This window comes from Luteimonas sp. GW821-FHT14E02, from assembly GCF_058803905.1.
Map to the genome: position 1 here is coordinate 455739 of NZ_JBXAPK010000001.1, position 16132 is coordinate 471870.

Sequence of the window (16132 nt, forward strand, 5' to 3'; positions counted from 1 at the left end):
CGGTTCGGGATAACCTCCGCAGTTTCGTCTCCCCCGAACCCGGGGGTGACCCAGGGGATGATGGGGAGAAGGCATTGGCCGCCGATCGGGAACACGACTTCAAGCAAATTTCGCGACGCAGGTTCCTCAAGGCGCTGGTGGTGTCGGCTGCTGCGGTGCCTTTCGCCGGGTCCGCGCTGGCTTCGGCCATCGGCGCTGCTTCGCCGACGATTTCGCGAGCGCATTTTCCGCAGTCGCTGGCTTCCGGCGATCCGCGGCCGGATCGGGTCCTGCTGTGGACGCGTGCGCCGGATACGAATGGCCAGAACGTTCCGCTGCGGCTGCAGGTGGCCGACGATGCCGGCTTCACGCAGTTGCGTGTCGAGCGTGATCTGGTCGCACATGCGCAAGCCGACCACTGCCTGCGCGTGCGCGTGGAAGGCCTGCAGCCCGGTCGTGATTATCACTATCGCTTCCTGCGCGAGACCGAGCAGGGTTGGGTGAGTTCGCCGCACGGACGCACGCGCACCGCGCCGGCGGCCGATACCGATGCGCCGCTGCGTTTCGCTTTCGTCAGCTGTCAGGATTTCGGCGGACGCTGGTACAACACCTTGCTGCCGCTGCTGCAGGAAGATCTCGACTTCGTCCTGCACCTGGGCGATTTCATCTACGAATCCGTCGGTGACGAGAGCTTCCAGACGCAGGACGCCACACGCAGCATCACGTTCACCGATCAGGCGGGCGCCTTGCAGATCGGCAAGGGCGGCAAACCGTATTTCGCCGCACGCAGCCTCGACAACTATCGCCAGCTGCATCGCGAATATCGTGGCGACTCGGTGTTGCAGACATTGCTCGAACGCGCGCCGCTGGTGGCGATCTGGGACGATCATGAATTCAGCGACGACTGCTGGCAGGATCACGCCGTCTACAGCAACGGACGCGTCAACGACGAGGACCGCCAGCGCCGCCGCAACGCCGAGCAGGCGTATTTCGAATACATGCCGGTGGATGTGGAGGTTGGCGAGGTCGAGAATGACGGCACGTCGAATGTGGATGTGCTCGGGGTCGATGCGCAGCGTCTGTTCCCGGCGACCAAGCTGTGGCGCACGCTGGAGTTCGGCCGCAACGCGCGTCTGGTATTGCTCGATTACCGTAGCAAGCGGCCCGATCATCTGATTCCAGAAGATGCGTTCCCCGGTGCGCTCGCCTACGACCAGGAGGCGTTGCGAACGCTGCTGCCTAAGCTCGGGATGGATTTCGACAAGATGTCCCCGAAGCTGCTGCCGTACATCGATCTGCGCGAGGAACAATGGAAATCACTGCGCAAGCCGCTGCGCCGCGCCCTGAGCAAGGCCTATGTCGGCGAAGGGCTCGCCCCGCGCGAAGCCAAGGCGCGTGCGCAGGCCTTGATCGCCGCGCCGATGGCGCTGACCGTGGTGAACAGTGTGCTCGAACGCTACAACCAGGCGGTGCCCGGATTCATGCGCGCGGACATTCCGCCGAAAGAGGGTGATTATCCGCGTGGCCTGCCATGGCTGATGTTCGGCAAGAGCAAGCTGTTCCACCATCTCGGCAGCCGCTACTTCGTCGTCAAGGACAGCTACGACCTGCTGCTTGCGTTGCGTGAAGCCGAAGGTCGCGCGACGAGCGCATTGGGCGAAGCCCAGCAAACCTGGCTGCGGGAGCAGCTGGCCAACGGAAAATCGACGCAGTGGACACTGCTCGCCAGTTCCGTGTCGATGACGTCCATGATCCTCGACCTCTCCGATCCCGAACTGCAGGCGCCGGCGCTGATGCAGCGCAAGTTCTACCTCAACGTCGACCAGTGGGACGGTTTCGGGCGTGAGCGCGATGCGTGGGTGCGCGAACTCGACAAGGCCGGCGGCGCGGTAGTGCTCTCGGGCGACATCCATGCCGGCTTCGCTACACAGCTCAGCGAACGCACCGTCGAATTCACCGTGCCGGCAGTGTCGTCACAGACGTTGCGCGACATCATGGCGGGCAGCGCCGCCGCCGATCCGGCCACGGCCGAAGCGGGGAAGCGGTTGGTCGGCAAGCTCGATCCGCTACTGGCGACGGGCAATGATCGAATCCGCTATGCGCAAAGCGAACGTCATGGCGTCGGCGTGATGACGTTGACGGGAGAAGGTCTCTCCGTGCGTTTCCTGGAAATGCCGGCCGATGCCTGTCGCGAGCGCTTGTACGATCAACCCGAGGCCGCCGCGGCGCGAAGGCAGTGGACGCGTTTCGACGTTGCCAAGGCGGACAGGCGCCTGACGCGCGTGGTGGCCGAACCCGCGAAAGAGCAGCAGAAGGAAGCGGCGGAACCCGAGGCGTTACGGCGCTCCGGGAAGACCAAAGAAAGCACTGGCCGTCGCAGTCGTCGCAGCCGATGAGGCGGCGACATCCTCGCCACGATCGCGCGCCAGCTCCTCGACGATGTGCGCCAGGTACATCGGCTCGTTGCGGCGATGCGCGGGCGCCGGCTTGATCGTGCGCGGTAACAGGTACGGCGCGTCGGTCTCGATCATCAGGCGGTTGGCGGGGATGTGCTTCACCAGTTCGCGCAGATGCTGGCCGCGGCGTTCGTCGCAGAGCCAGCCGGTGATGCCGATGTGCCAGTCCTGGTCGAGGTAGTCGAACAGTTCCTCGCGCGTGCCGGTAAAGCAGTGCACGACGGCCGGGCCGAGCTTGCCGTCGAAGTTCTTCATCATCGCCATGAAGTCGGCGTGGGCGTCGCGCTGGTGCAGGAACAGCGGTTTGCCGGTGTCGACGGCGGTCTGCAGCTGGCGCTCGAAGGCCTTGCGCTGTGACGGGCGCGGGGAGAAGTCGCGGAAATAGTCGAGCCCGCATTCGCCGACGGCGACGACTTCCGGATGCGCGAGCAAGGCGCGCATCTCGGCATCGCATTCGTCGGTGTATTCGGTGGCGTGGTGCGGATGCACGCCGGCGGTGGCGAACAGCACGCCTGGATGCGCCTGCGCCAGGGCCAGTGCCTTGGGCGAATGCTCGCGGCTGGCGCCGGTGATCACCATCTGCGTGACGCCCGCCGCCTGCGCGCGGGTGAGGACGGCATCGCGGTCGTGGTCGAAACTGTCGTGGGTGAGGTTGGCGCCGATGTCGATGAGTTGCATGCGGCGATTTTAACTGGGCGGGCGCTTGTCCTCACCCCATCCCCTCCCCCACAAGCGGGAGAGGGGGGATATTCGAAAGCTGGGCAGTGCGCGGATTACGGCAGCAGCTGGCAACTCGCCGGCTTGCTGGAGGTGAACAACGCATTGGTCGCCCACTCCGGATGATCGATGAAGGGATTGCGATTGCCCTGGAAGCTGTAGATCACCTCGTTGCGCTCGCGCTCGGCCGCGTCCGGCGGATCGGCCTGATGCCAGGCGAGCAGCGTCGAGAGCAGGCCCATGTAGGCCGGCGAGCTGGAGGTGATGACGATCTGGCTGCGGTTGTCGGTCAGTTCCAGATCCGGTTCGGACTGGCCGTTGGCGTCGGCGCCGCCTTCGTAGCGGATCGCCATGTACAGCACCGCGCGCGCCGTATCGCCCTTGCGCTTGCTCCAGGTCTGGAACGAGCCGCTATTGCCGTCCGGTCCCTTGAACCAGTTCGATTGGCCGGAGCCGCCGCTACCGTTGTTCACTTCCGTGGTGCGCTCGCTGCAGCCGGAAGACGACGGGCAGTCGGTATACGGCTTGTTGCCACGGTCGGCGTTGTAGTTGGTATCGCTCAGATACAGCATGTGCGTATCGGTGTACGGCGCGTTCGGATTGCCCTTGTCGCCGGTGGCGCTACCGAAGCCGAGCGAATTCGGCCAGGTGTGCTCGCGGTTGTAGGTCAGCCCCGAACCGGTGCCGGCGCGATCGCTGCCCTTGGCGTAGCTGCGGTTGCGGTAGATATCGAGGATGCGGCCGGAATTGTTCGGATCCTCGTCGGCGATTTCGAGGATGCTCCAGGTGTTGGTGGTGCCGCCGCTGTAGGGATAGGCGGTGTGGTTCTTGATCGTTTCGTGCAGCGAGCAACGCAGCTGGCTGGCGCTGCTGGTGTTGACGTGCGAGTAGTAGTCGCCGCCGCCACTGCCGCTGGCGACGGTGAAATTGACCACCGTGTTCTGCGCCGGATGCGCGCCGCCGGCATCGCTGACCTTCGAAGCGACCACGGTAAAGGTGCAGCTCTCGCCCGCATGCAGCGCAGTGCCGGTGGAGGCGGTGATCGCGGTGCCGCTGCTCGGATGGCTCAGCGCGACCGTGCCGGACTGGCCGCATTGCAGCGTCAGCGCGCCGCTGGTCAGAGTGACGGATTCGCTGAAGTTCGCGGCCAGATCGCCCGCGGCCGGGAAGTCGCTGGCGCCGTTGGCGGGCGTGGTCGAGGTCACGCTCGGTGGTGTGTTCGGCGTGGTGGTGGTGAAGGTCTGGCCGTTGTTGCAGGCACCGAAGGTCTGCGTCGCCGAACCTTGCCAGGAGAATTGCGAATAGGTGCTGCCGCTGCCGGAGAGTTGCAGTGAGGTGCCGGCCGCTGTCGAACCCGATTCGGACACCGGCAGATTGACGCTGCTCATGCCCGAGGCCGGGCCGCTGCTGGCGGTGACCTGGCCTTCGTAGCTCAGGAACTGCACCACGTTGCCGCTGCCGTCGACCAGCGCGATCGCGTCGTTGGCGCCGTTCTGGAGGCCATTGGTGGGATAGCTGAGCGTAGCGATACGCACGCCGCCGCCGCAGCTGACCGTGCTGCCGGCCGGCAGCAGGTCGTTGTCGTATGTGGTCGCCGAGGACGGCGTGCTGCCGTTGTAGAGATAGATGCGGTAGTTGCTGAGCGTTTCGCCGGCCGTCGCGACGACTTCGATGCGCTCGCCGACGTCGCCACTCGAAGTGGCGTCGTCGTAGTGGAATTCGTTGATGAAGACTTCGGCGTGGGCGGTCGGGCCGGCCAGCAGCAGGCTGCAGGCGAGGGCGCCGAGAGCGGCGAACGAACGCGACATGAAGGAATCCCCGAATGAATGTCTCCGGCAATCTAGCCCAGTTATGTGACACTCGCCATCCGCGACCGCAGCAAACGTCCGACGCAGTGAGCGAAATCCGTTCTTTCCCGATCGATTCCTTCCCGATCAACGAACTGTTGCCGCGCATCCGCGCCTCGTTGGCCGCGCATCCGCGCCTGGTGCTGGAAGCGCCGCCCGGCGCCGGCAAGACCACGCAGGTGCCGCTGGCCCTGCTCGATGCGGATTGGCTGGGCGGACGCAGGATCGTGATGCTGGAGCCGCGCCGCGTGGCCGCGCGCGCCGCGGCGGGATTCATGGCGCGTCAGCTCGGCGAGACGGTTGGCGAAACCGTCGGCTATCGCATCCGTTTCGAGAACAAGGTCTCGAAGCGCACACGCATCGAGGTGGTCACCGAAGGCATCCTCACCCGCATGCTGCAGGACGATCCAGAACTTGGTGGGAGCGGGCTTGGCGGGGGCGGGCTTGGTGGAAGCGGGCCGCAAGGCATCGGTGCCTTGTTGTTCGACGAATTCCACGAGCGTCATCTCGCCGGTGATCTCGGCCTGGCGCTGGCGCTCGATGTGCAGGCGGGATTGCGCGAGGACCTGCGCATCGTGGTGATGTCGGCCACGCTCGATGGCGAGCGGCTCGCGGCATTTCTGGATGCACCGCGATTGTCGAGCGCGGGGCGCAGCTTTCCGGTGCAGATCGCGCACTTCCCGGCGCGGCGCGAGGAGGCGCTCGAAGCGCAGGCGCGACGCACGGTGGAGCAGGTATTGGTCGAGCATCCCGGTGATGTGCTGGTATTCCTGCCGGGTCAACGCGAGATCGCGCGTGTGGAGGTTTCGCTGTCGGCATCCACATCGATGCAGAACGTCGCCGTTCTTCCGTTGCATGGCGAACTCCCGATCGAGCGCCAGTCCGAAGCCCTGCAGCCCGACCCGCACGGCCGCCGCCGCGTGATCCTGGCCACCAACGTCGCCGAATCCAGCGTCACCCTGCCGGGCGTGCGCGTGGTGATCGACGCCGGCCTCGCGCGCGAGCCTCGCTACGATCCCAACAGCGGCTTCTCGCGATTGGACACGGTGGCGATTTCGCAGGCGTCGGCGGATCAGCGCGCCGGTCGCGCAGGACGCGTGGCCGAAGGCTGGGCGTATCGCCTATGGCCGGCCTCGCAACGTTTAGAGCCGCAGCGCCGCCCGGAAATCGCGCAGGTCGAACTGGCCGGCCTTGCGCTCGAACTCGCCGCCTGGGGCAGCACCGCGCTGCGCTTCGTCGATCCGCCGCCGCGTGGCGCGCTCGGCGCCGCGCAGGATCTGCTGCAGCGGCTCGACGCGCTCGATGCCGGCAATGTGATCACGGCGCGCGGCCGTCGTATGCTCGCGCTCGGCACGCATCCGCGATTGGCCGCGATGCTGCTGTCCGATGAAGGCGAGACGAAAACAGCCTTGGCTTGCGATCTCGCCGCGCTGCTGGAAGCGCGCGACCCGCTACGCACGCGCAGCGATGCCGTCGCCGAACGTTGGCGCGCGCTGGCCGCGTTCCGCGCCGGCCGCACGCCGGCCGATGGCAATCGTGGCGCGCTGGCCGCGATCGACGCCGCGTCGAAACAGTGGCGCCGCCGTTTGCGCATCGAACGCGCGCCGCCGGCCGAAGTCGAGGCGCACGTGCTCGGTGATCTGCTCGCGCATGCGTTCCCGGATCGCATCGCCTATCGGCATGCCGATGACCTGCGCCGTTATCAGCTCGCCAACGGCCGCATGGCGCGCCTGTTCGATGACAGCGTTTTGCTGGGCGAACCTTGGCTGGTCGCCAGCGAACTCCGCTATGAAGCCAAGGACGCCTTGCTGCTGCGCGGCGCGCCGGTGGACGAAGCCGAACTGCGCGCGCGGTTCCCGCGACATTTCAGTGATCGCGATGAAACGCGCTGGGATTCCGAACGCCTTGCTTTGATCAGCGAGCGCGTGCGCCGCTTCGACGGCATCGTGCTAGAAACCCGTCCGGGCGGCCGTGTCGATCCCGACGCGGCGGCGCAGGCACTCGCCGACGCCGTCGAAACCCTAGGCCTCGATGCGCTGCCATGGAGCGAAGCGCTCGCGCAGTGGCGTGCGCGCGTGCGCAGCCTGCGCGTGTGGATGCCGGAACTCGCGCTGCCTGATTTATCCGACGAAGCATTGTTCGTCACGCGCGAGGACTGGCTGCGCCCGGCGTTCGCGGGCAAGACGCGTTTCGACGCCCTCGATACCGAGGCGTTCGCGCAGGCGCTGAAATCACAGCTCGACTGGAACACGTTGCAGCGCATCGACGCGCTGGCGCCCACCCGCATCGTCGTGCCGTCGGGCATGGAGCGGCGCATCGAATACGCGATCGCCGACGACGGCACGCCGGCTTCGCCGGTGCTGGCGGTGAAACTGCAGGAACTGTTCGGCCTCGCCGACACGCCGCGCGTCGCCGACGGCCGCGTGCCCCTCACGTTGCATCTGCTCTCGCCCGCGGGCCGGCCACTGCAGGTCACGCAGGATTTGCGCAGCTTCTGGGAGCGCACCTATCCCGAAGTACGCAAGGAGATGAAAGGGCGCTATCCCAAACATCCCTGGCCCGATGATCCGTGGAATGCCGTGGCCACGCATCGTGCCAAGCCGCGCGGAAGCTGAGCGCCCGCATTCACGGCGACGTGGAATGGAATGTTCCGCGCGGCCGAGACCACTTGGCGATGGTGGTCGCGGGCTCCAACTCGTGTGCGTGACGGTCGCGATGGTCGCGCCGCCTCCCCCACGACGGAGATGACGATGAAGATTGCCTACCCCAAGATCGATCACGTGCATGAATTCGAGCGCGCCTGGAACGATCCGCGCCACACCCGCTTCGAAATTCCCGCGATCGACGTCAATCGCGTGCTCGCGGAGCACTACGACCTCGATCGCCCGCTCGCATTCACGCGCGCCATGCTCTGGGACATGGAGGTACGCAAGGCGCGGCGGCCGGATCTGTTCATCCCGTATGTCGTCAAGGCGGGCAGTGCCGATGCCTGGGCCGACGACCGCGCACCGGACGGCGCCGACCTCTACGTGCGCAAATCGCAGCAGCGGCTCTGGCTCGAACCGGAGACCTACGAACTGATCCTCGAGCAGACCCATGTCGACCATGCCGCGCAACAGGTCACCTTCATCGGTGCCGCCGATTACCCGGATCGCGAAGGCACGCTCCTGCACGCGGGCGTTGGCCAGCCGATCTTCCATGTCGTGCATGCGGTCGGTGGAGAGGAGCACCAGCCCTTGAACCGCTGGCTCGTGGTGTTGGAAACACCGTCACCCGAGCCGCACCGGCTCGTCCCGTTCGAACGCATGGCGGCCGCGCCGTGGCTGCCCGGCTATGTCGAAATCTACATTCGCGACCATCTCGGCATCGGTTTGCGCAGGCGCGAGCCTTCCCTGGCCTGACCGTGGGCATGCCGGCGGGCGACGTGCCGGCACGATCATTCCGGCACGATCCGCCACGCCGGCTGCAGGCTTGTTCATGGCCGAATGGGGCCAGCGTTCATTTTCAGCCCGCGCTCTAACGCCAATGCAACGAACTTCCTGCCACACTGGCGGTTGCTTGGAGCAACGGAGATGAGTCCATGAGCAAGTTCGAATCCCTGACCGGTCGCGTGTTTGAAGTCGCGGGCAACGTCGGCGACAGCCTCAAGAAGAGCGTTCCGGACCGTGCCATGAAGTGGGTCGAGACCGGCGCCGCGCTCGGCGCCGTGAAGGCCGGCAGCCGCGTCGCCGGCACCTTCGTGCGCCGCAATCCCGCGGTGTTCGTGGCCGCCGCCGCCGGAGCCGGCCTGCTCTACTACCTCGTGCGCCGGCATCAGAAGAAGCAGGCGTTGAACCAGCCGATCGAAGGCAAGGCGACGCGCATCGAGGCCAGGAAGGCGGCGGCGCGCGCGCGGACCGTGCGCAAGAGTTCGCAAGGCGACGAGACCGATCAGAGCGGCGCGTGATCAGCGTGTGCCGTCCTGCGAAGACGGCACGCCGGCGAGGATTTTGGTGCCAGCAGCCCCGCAATCCTTGCGGGGCGCGCGCGTATCACCGGACATCGCTTGACCAAGAAATGAGTGGGCGGACGTGCGTTGCTGGCGACGCCAGATTGCGCCCGCGGCCATGATCGGCGGTATCGGAAATCGACGGTTGCGCTTGTAGGTGTTTCCCTACGGCTGTCGTTCCGCGGAATTTTTCGCGACAGCGAATCCGCTCAGTGCGCTTCGGGCAGTTCGATCACGAACCGCGCGCCGCCGCCCTCGCGATCCTCATACCAGAGTTGACCGCCGGCATTGACGACGATCTGTTTCGCCAACGACAGGCCCAGCCCGCTGGACAGGCCGGGATCGCGATCGGTCAGCCGCACGAACGGTTTGAACAGTTCGCGCTGGCGCGTCGACGAGATGCCGGGACCGCGATCCTCCACCACCAGTTGCCAGAAACCCGGCGAGCAGGCGCGCACGCCGATCTCGATGTCGCTGCCGGGCGCGTACTTCATCGCGTTGCTGATCAGGTTTTCCGTGACCTGCCGCAGCACCAGCGCATCGATCGCCACCGGCTGGCATTCGGGCAAGGGATTCACGCGCAGCTGCAGGCCGCGGCTTTCCAGCTGCAAGCCGTAGCGGCCGTGCAGCCACGCCAGGATTTCCGGCAGCGCGGCGCTCACCTTCGCTTCGCGGGCGCGCGCGGCGTGGTCGGCCTGCGTTTCCAGATAACGCTTGATGTAGCCCAGCGCATCCATCGCGCTGTCGTGGATCATCTGCAGGTAGCGCGGAATGCGCTCCGGGCGCGTGCCGTCGCTGAGCAGGATGTCGCTGGCGAACAGCACGCTGGTGAGCGGATTCTTGAGATCGTGCGCGACCAGGTTGACCAGCTCCTGGCGTTCGCGCGCGACGCGTTCGAGGCGATCACGCGCCAGCTTCAGGCCGACGTGCGCATCCACGCGCGCGAGCAGTTCTTCCGGCATGAAAGGCTTGGTGACGTAATCGACGGCGCCGGCATCGAAGGCGCGCAGCAGCAGATCGCGATCGTGCGCGGCGGTGAGGAACACCACCGGCAGGCGCAGCAGTTCCGCGCGCTGCTTGATTTCCATCAGCAGCGCGAATCCGTCCATGCCCGGCATCATCATGTCGAGCAGCAGCAGATCGGGTGCCTGCGCCGTGGCGATCGCGAGCGCTTCGCCGCCGCTGTCGGCGACGATGACTTCATAGCCATGACGTGCCAGCAGCGTGCTGACGATGCGCAGGTTCGCCGGCTGATCGTCGACGACAAGAATCCGACCCGGCATCGTCACCGGGGTCGCCGTCCCAAGATTGGCGGATATCGCGTGCACGCCCCAGACCTGAACAGGTATTTCCACACGTTAGCAGAATCCCCTGATGGCCTGCCAATAGGGGCCGGAAGTGTCGCTGACGGATTCAGGAAAAGCGGGCATCCGTCTCATGCCACGCTCCGGGCGCCAGCCCTTCCAGGCTCCAGGGGCCGATCGCGGCGCGGACCAGGCGCAGGGTCGGCAGGCCGACGGCGGCGGTCATGCGGCGGACCTGGCGGTTGCGGCCTTCCGTGATCCCGATTTCGAGCCAGGCGTCCGGCACCGTCTTGCGGAAGCGCACCGGCGGATCGCGCGGCCAGAGCGTGGGCGGGGTAGCCAGCAGACGTGCCTGCGCCGGCCGGGTCGGGCCGTCGTTGAGCACGACACCGTTGCGCAACGCTTCCAGCTGCGAAGCCTGCGGCGTGCCCTCCACCTGCACCAGATAGGTCTTGCGGAGCTGGTGGCGCGGATCGCTGATCCTGTGCACGAGCGGGCCTTCGTCGGTGAGCAGCAGCAGGCCTTCGCTGTCGAAATCCAGGCGACCGGCGGCATAGACGCCGGCGGGCAATCCGAATTCGGCCAGCGTGCGCCGCGGCGGTGTGCTGCGGTCGGTGAACTGGCACAGCACGCCGTAGGGCTTGTTGAAGATGATGAGCATGAGCGGGAGGGTGGCGTTCGGGATGCGCGGCGGGACGCCTTCATTTCCGCGCAGGCAATCCAGGCGCCTTGCTGTTGCTTTTGTAGCACCAGCAAGGCGGGCGTTGGATTCCCATTTGCGCAAATGTGCCGCGCGCAGCGGCGCTCGGGCTAGGTCGCTTCCGAGTGCCGGCCTTACGGCTTCACGAACCGCAGCGTCATGCGATCGCTTTCGCCGATCGCCTGATACTTCGCATCGTCCTTCGCGTCGTGGTCGTTGCTGGGCGGCAGCGTCCAGACGCCGTTCGGATAATCCTTGGTGTCCTTCGGATTGGCGTTGATCTCGCTCTGCTCGTCGAGACGGAAACCCGCCGCCTCGGCGAGGGCGATCACCTGCGCCTGGCCGACATAACCGGTCTTGTCGTCCGCCGGCACGTCTTTCTTGGCGCGATGTTCCACCACGCCGAGCACGCCGCCCGATTTGAGGACATCGAAGAAGCCCTTGAACATGCCTTCCGCCTGCCCGGCGCTGCGCCAGTTGTGCACGTTGCGGAACGTCAGCACGAGGTCGGCGGAACCCGCGGGGCCGAACACGGGACGGTTTGGGTCGTAGGCGAGCACGCCGGCGCGATCGAACTGCGCGGGCGAGGCGCTGAACTTCGCTTCCAGGTTCGTTTTCGCCTTCTGCTGATACTCGCGGCCCCGCTCGATCCTGGTCGGGTCGACCACGGCGGCGACGTATTGCCCGTGCTCGCGCAGATAGGGCGCGAGGATTTCCGAATACCAGCCGCCGCCGGGCGTGATCTCGATGACGGTATCGCCGGGGCGCAGATCGAAGAAGCGCAAGGTCTCGAACGGATGGCGATATTTGTCACGGGCCGCGTTCTTGGGATCGCGCCACGAACCGGCGATGGTGGTCTTCAACGCGTCGGAGGCGGCGGCCTGTTCGGACGCCATTTTCCCGGCGGTTTCCATGGCTTCCTTCGCGGCCTTGGTCGCTGCCTGCGCGGTTTCCCCGGCGGTGTCGACCGCCTTGGTCGCGACGGGAGGATCAGCGGCATGAGCCGAGGCGCTCAGCGCGAGTGCGACAGCGAGCAGGGATTCGCGAACGGGCATGACGAACTCCGATGGGGGACGGGGTCGGCAGCGTGCCACATTCTCATGGCAATCGCGTTTTGCGTTGCAGCGACGGAACGCAGTTTTTCCGTTCGCCGCCTTCGGACACGCTTCGAATGTCCCCATGCTCGTGACAAATCCGGACGTGGCGCGGGACTGACATGGGCGAACACCTCGACGAGCATCTCAATACCCGCATCGTGCTGGCCTCGCGCCCGCACGGTGAGCCGACGCCGGAGAACTTCCGTCTCGAACGCGCGCCGGCGCCGACGCCGCACGCGGGCCAGGTGCTGCTGCGCACGCGCTTCCTCTCGCTCGATCCCTACATGCGCGGGCGCATGAGCGATGCCAAGTCGTATGCGCCGCCGGTGGAGATCGACCAGGTGATGGTCGGTCGCACCGTGTCCGAGGTGGTGGAGTCGCTGCATCCGGGGCTCGTGCCGGGTGATCTCGTCACCGCCGACGCAGGCTGGCAAACCTATGCCCTGGCCGAGGGCGCGACGCTGACGCGCAAGCTGAATCTGCCGGATCTGGCCGGCGCATCGCCCAGCACCGCGCTCGGCGTGTACGGCATGCCCGGCTTCACCGCTTACGCCGGCCTGCACGAGATCGGCAAACCGAAAGCGGGCGAAACGCTGGTCGTGGCCGCGGCGGTGGGGCCGGTGGGCGCCACCGTCGGCCAGATCGCGAAATTGCGCGGCGCGCGCGTCGTCGGCATCGCCGGCGGGGCCGCCAAGCGCGATTACCTGCGCGACGAACTCGGTTTCGATGTCGCGCTCGATCACCGCGATCCGGAATTCGCCGCACAGCTGCAGGCCGCCTGTCCCGACGGCATCGACGTGTATTTCGAGAACGTCGGCGGCCCGGTCTTCGACGCGGTGCTGCCGCTGCTCAACGATTTCGCCCGCGTGCCGGTCTGCGGCCTGATCGCGCACTACAACGACACCGATCTGCCGCTGGGACAGGATCGGATGAGCTTGCTGACTCGACTGATTCTCAAGCGCCGGCTCACCATGCGCGGCTTCATCCAGCGCGATTTCATCGCGCTGTATCCGCAGTTCCTGCGCGAGATGGGCGCGTGGCTGCGCGATGGCGTGATCAAGTATCGCGAGGATGTCGTCGAGGGACTGGAGAACGCACCGCAGGGGTTGATCGGTCTGCTGAAGGGCGACAACTTCGGCAAGCGTGTGGTGCGGGTCAGCTAGACAGTTTTCAACTCAGATCGTGACACTCTCGTCGTCCCAGCGAAAGCTGGGATCCATTTTGATCTTCTCTTCAAACGGCGAAAAACCAACATGGATCCCAGCTTTCGCTGGGACGACGAGGGGGAATGTATGAGCTGGAAACGCGATCAAACGCGGCAGGCTGGGTGTTCCGTGAGACTTCCTTACACCAACCGCACCGCCTCGGAATACGGCGGCGTATCCGGATAGTCCCCACGCCGCAACCGCCCCTGCAGCTCGCGCCACCAGCTCGGGTCGAACAGTTCGCCATGCGTTTCGCGGAAGGCCTGCGCCATCGTCGGCAGTAGGCCGAGGAAGTGCGGGAAGCGTTCCGGGAAGATGTCGTGCGGTCCGACGTGGAACCAGGGTTCGTCGGCGATCTCTTCCTCGTAGCAGGTCGGTTCCGGCCAGTCGCGGAACTGGCAGTCTGTGATCAGGCACAGTTCGTCGTAGTCGTAGAACACGACCCGGCCGTGGCGGCTCACGCCGAAGTTCTTCAGCAGCATGTCGCCCGGGAAGATGTTGTTGCGCGCCATGTCCTTGATCGCCTGGCCGTAGTCGAGCGCCACGCGCGTCGCGTCCTCGGCGGCATGCTCGCGCAGGTACAGGTTCAGCGGGCGCAGGCGACGCTGCACGTAGCACAGGCGCACGATGATGTCGTCGCCGTCCTCGACGATGTTGGCGGCGCAGGAGGTCAGCAGCTCCTGCAGCAGCTCGGGCGCGAAGCGCGCGCGCGGGAAGCGCAGGTGTCGATAGGGCTGCGAGTCGAGCAGGCGGCCGACGCGATCTAGATGGAAGACCTGCGCGTACTTGTTCTCCACGTCCTGTCGCGACATGGTCTTCGGTTCGGCGAAGCGATCGCGGATCACCTTGAACACCAGCGGATAACTCGGCAGCGTGAACACCGCCATCACCATGCCGCGGATGCCTTCGGCCTGCGTCAGCGGCTCGTCGGTGTGATGGTTGAAGTGGCTGAAGAAGGTGCGGAAGCGTTCGGTCTTGCCCTGCTTGGCGCGGCCGAGCACGGTGTACAGCTCGTCGATGGGTTTCAGCGGCAGGATCGTGCGCAGGAACACCACCGCGTCGCCGACCGTGGACAGGTCGGCGTGGAAATAGCTGCGCGCGTAGCTGAAGAGATGCGCGACGTCGGCGCGGTGGGTCAGCACCGCTTCCGCGCGCAGCTTGCCGGCATCGTTGACCAGCGCGATCACGCAGGGCGAGAAGCGGTGCTCGCCGAGCACGCGGCCGATCAGATAGGCGCGGCGCTCGCGGTAGAACACCGTGTCGAGCAGATCGATCGAGCGCACCGGATGCTCGCCCCAGTGCTCCAGATCGAGTTCGAGCCGCTTCGCCAGCCGCCGCGCGCAGCCGGTGCGGTCGGCGTAGGGAATGTCGAAGCGGTAATCGGCCAGCACGCGCTCGAACATGTTCTCCACGCGCCCGGACACCGCATAGCTGTGCCGCGCCACCGGATGCGTGATCGCGTCGGTGGGCTCGATGTCCATGGCGATGAACTCGATCGACGGATCGACGCCGCGGGTCTTGAAGAAGCGCCGGGTGAGCGTGTTGTAGAAGGTCTTGTACAGCTCGCGGTCGATCAACTCGGCGATGAAGTGGGCGTAGGCGTCGCGCACCGCCGACCACAGCCCGTGGTCGTGGGCGCGGCCGAGCAGCGCCGCCTGCAGGCGCAGCGCGCATTCGGCGATGCATTCGTCGTACAGCTCGATGCGCTCCACCGCGTCGATGCGCGCGCCGGCCCAGTCCATGGTTTCGAAGCGCAGCTTGGCGCGCCGGGTGATGTCGGCGAAGCGGGCGTGGTAATCCTCGAACGCGTCGCGGATCAGGGTGGCGATGGAGGCGGCGGCGATGTCGTCCATGCGGCATCGTATGTCGCATTGCCGCCTTTCGCGCAACCCCGCGCGCGGAAATTTATTCCGTCTGCCGCACGTGCTCGCTCGCCTGCGCGCGCAGCCAGTCGCGAAAGGCCAGGAAGCCGCGATGCTCGGCCGAACGCGGCGGATACACCAGATAGTGCGCGTAGCGCGTCTTCAGCCGCTGTGACGACAGCCGCACCAGCTGGCCGGATTCGAGCAGCAACCGCGCGCGCGTCAGCCGTCCGAGCGCCACGCCGACGCCGTCGAGCGCGGCGCGATGGTGCGATTCGGAATCGTCGAACACGGCGACGAAGCGCGTCGGCGGCGTGCCCTCGGTCTGTGCGAACCAGCGGTTCCACTGCCCGTCCGGATCGCCGAGCAGCGGCCATTCCTCCAGCGGCCGAACATCGATGCCGCCGCCCATCCGCTCCACCAGCGCCGGGCTTGCCATCGGCACCAGCCACTCGTCGAACAGGTGCTCGGCGGTCACGCCGGGCCATTGCCCGAGGCCGATGCGCAGTGCCGCGTCGATGCTGTCGTTGCTGACGAAATCGACGACCGCTTCGCTGGAGAGCAGGTTGATTTCGATCTTCGGGTGCGTCGCCAGGAACGAGGTCAGCCGCGGCACCAGCCAGTTGGAGGACATCGACGGCGTGGCGCTGACCGTGAGGATGTCATCGCGCCGCGCGGCGAAGGGCTGCACGGCCTGGGCGATCGCATCCAGGTGCGGCGCGATGCGTTCGAGCAGGCGCTGTCCCTCGGTGGTGAGCGACACCCCGCGCGCGTTGCGCGTCAGCAGCTTGTAGCCCAGCCGCTCCTCCAGCGCCCGCATCTGGTGGCTGAGGGCGCTGACCGTGACGTGCATCGACTCGGCGGCCCGGGACAGGTTGCCGAAGCGCGCCGCGGCGAGGAAGCCCTGCAGGGCATGGAGCGGGGGACGGCTCATGATGTGATTTTAACTCAAGTAACGGTTGCGAATTTGTCGCTTT

At 66.4% G+C, this 16132-nt stretch carries 12 protein-coding genes; 5 read left to right on the forward strand and 7 right to left on the reverse strand.

Features of this window, described 5'->3' with window-relative positions; all coding sequences use genetic code 11:
• Window positions 1–74 precede the first annotated feature (74 nt).
• The gene (locus AC1RNP_RS01915) at window positions 75–2375 is read left to right on the forward strand and encodes an alkaline phosphatase D family protein (RefSeq protein WP_493049525.1); all 2301 of its coding nucleotides are present in this window, start codon (window positions 75–77) and stop codon (window positions 2373–2375) included.
• On the opposite strand, the gene AC1RNP_RS01920 is transcribed toward AC1RNP_RS01915, so the two are convergent.
• Together AC1RNP_RS01920 and AC1RNP_RS01925 are read right to left on the reverse strand one after the other, a co-directional pair.
• A complete protein-coding gene (locus AC1RNP_RS01920) occupies window positions 2316–3113 on the reverse strand; it encodes a TatD family hydrolase (RefSeq protein ID WP_493049526.1) in 798 nt (265 codons plus the stop codon). The two genes, AC1RNP_RS01915 and AC1RNP_RS01920, sit on opposite strands and share 60 nt — an antisense overlap.
• A gap of 95 nt (window positions 3114–3208) precedes the next feature.
• Window positions 3209–4960, reverse strand: coding sequence for an endonuclease (locus AC1RNP_RS01925; RefSeq protein ID WP_493049527.1), 1752 nt, complete (start codon window positions 4958–4960; stop codon window positions 3209–3211).
• Window positions 4961–5055: 95 nt separating this feature from the next.
• On the opposite strand from AC1RNP_RS01925, the gene hrpB reads away from it, so the two are divergent.
• From hrpB to AC1RNP_RS01940, 3 genes are all read left to right on the forward strand, one after another.
• Window positions 5056–7614 carry an ATP-dependent helicase HrpB gene (gene hrpB, locus AC1RNP_RS01930; RefSeq protein ID WP_493049790.1) on the forward strand — a complete coding sequence of 853 codons (2559 nt, stop codon included), beginning with the start codon at window positions 5056–5058 and terminating at the stop codon, window positions 7612–7614.
• 135 nt (window positions 7615–7749) lie between these two features.
• Window positions 7750–8400, forward strand: coding sequence for a hypothetical protein (locus AC1RNP_RS01935; RefSeq protein ID WP_493049528.1), 651 nt, complete (start codon window positions 7750–7752; stop codon window positions 8398–8400).
• A gap of 179 nt (window positions 8401–8579) precedes the next feature.
• Window positions 8580–8945, forward strand: a complete 366-nt coding sequence (locus tag AC1RNP_RS01940) for a hypothetical protein (RefSeq protein ID WP_493049529.1) — start codon at window positions 8580–8582, stop codon at window positions 8943–8945.
• 251 nt (window positions 8946–9196) lie between these two features.
• On the opposite strand, the gene AC1RNP_RS01945 is transcribed toward AC1RNP_RS01940, so the two are convergent.
• From AC1RNP_RS01945 to AC1RNP_RS01955, 3 genes are all read right to left on the reverse strand, one after another.
• Window positions 9197–10270 carry a hybrid sensor histidine kinase/response regulator gene (locus AC1RNP_RS01945; protein WP_493049791.1) on the reverse strand — a complete coding sequence of 358 codons (1074 nt, stop codon included), beginning with the start codon at window positions 10268–10270 and terminating at the stop codon, window positions 9197–9199.
• A 130-nt stretch (window positions 10271–10400) separates the two neighbouring features.
• Complete coding sequence (locus AC1RNP_RS01950) at window positions 10401–10952, reverse strand: pseudouridine synthase (RefSeq protein WP_493049530.1); 552 nt, start codon at window positions 10950–10952, stop codon at window positions 10401–10403.
• 173 nt (window positions 10953–11125) lie between these two features.
• Window positions 11126–11887 (reverse strand): class I SAM-dependent methyltransferase, encoded by a 762-nt coding sequence (locus tag AC1RNP_RS01955; RefSeq protein ID WP_493049792.1) that lies wholly within the window; start codon window positions 11885–11887, stop codon window positions 11126–11128.
• 320 nt (window positions 11888–12207) lie between these two features.
• On the opposite strand from AC1RNP_RS01955, the gene curA reads away from it, so the two are divergent.
• Window positions 12208–13251, forward strand: coding sequence for an NADPH-dependent curcumin/dihydrocurcumin reductase (gene curA / locus AC1RNP_RS01960; protein ID WP_493049531.1), 1044 nt, complete (start codon window positions 12208–12210; stop codon window positions 13249–13251).
• A 182-nt stretch (window positions 13252–13433) separates the two neighbouring features.
• On the opposite strand, the gene aceK is transcribed toward curA, so the two are convergent.
• Window positions 13434–15146, reverse strand: coding sequence for a bifunctional isocitrate dehydrogenase kinase/phosphatase (gene aceK, locus AC1RNP_RS01965; RefSeq protein WP_493049532.1), 1713 nt, complete (start codon window positions 15144–15146; stop codon window positions 13434–13436).
• A 52-nt stretch (window positions 15147–15198) separates the two neighbouring features.
• On the reverse strand, window positions 15199–16089 hold the full coding sequence (locus AC1RNP_RS01970; protein WP_493049533.1) for a LysR substrate-binding domain-containing protein: 891 nt from the start codon (window positions 16087–16089) through the stop codon (window positions 15199–15201).
• Window positions 16090–16132 lie beyond the last annotated feature (43 nt).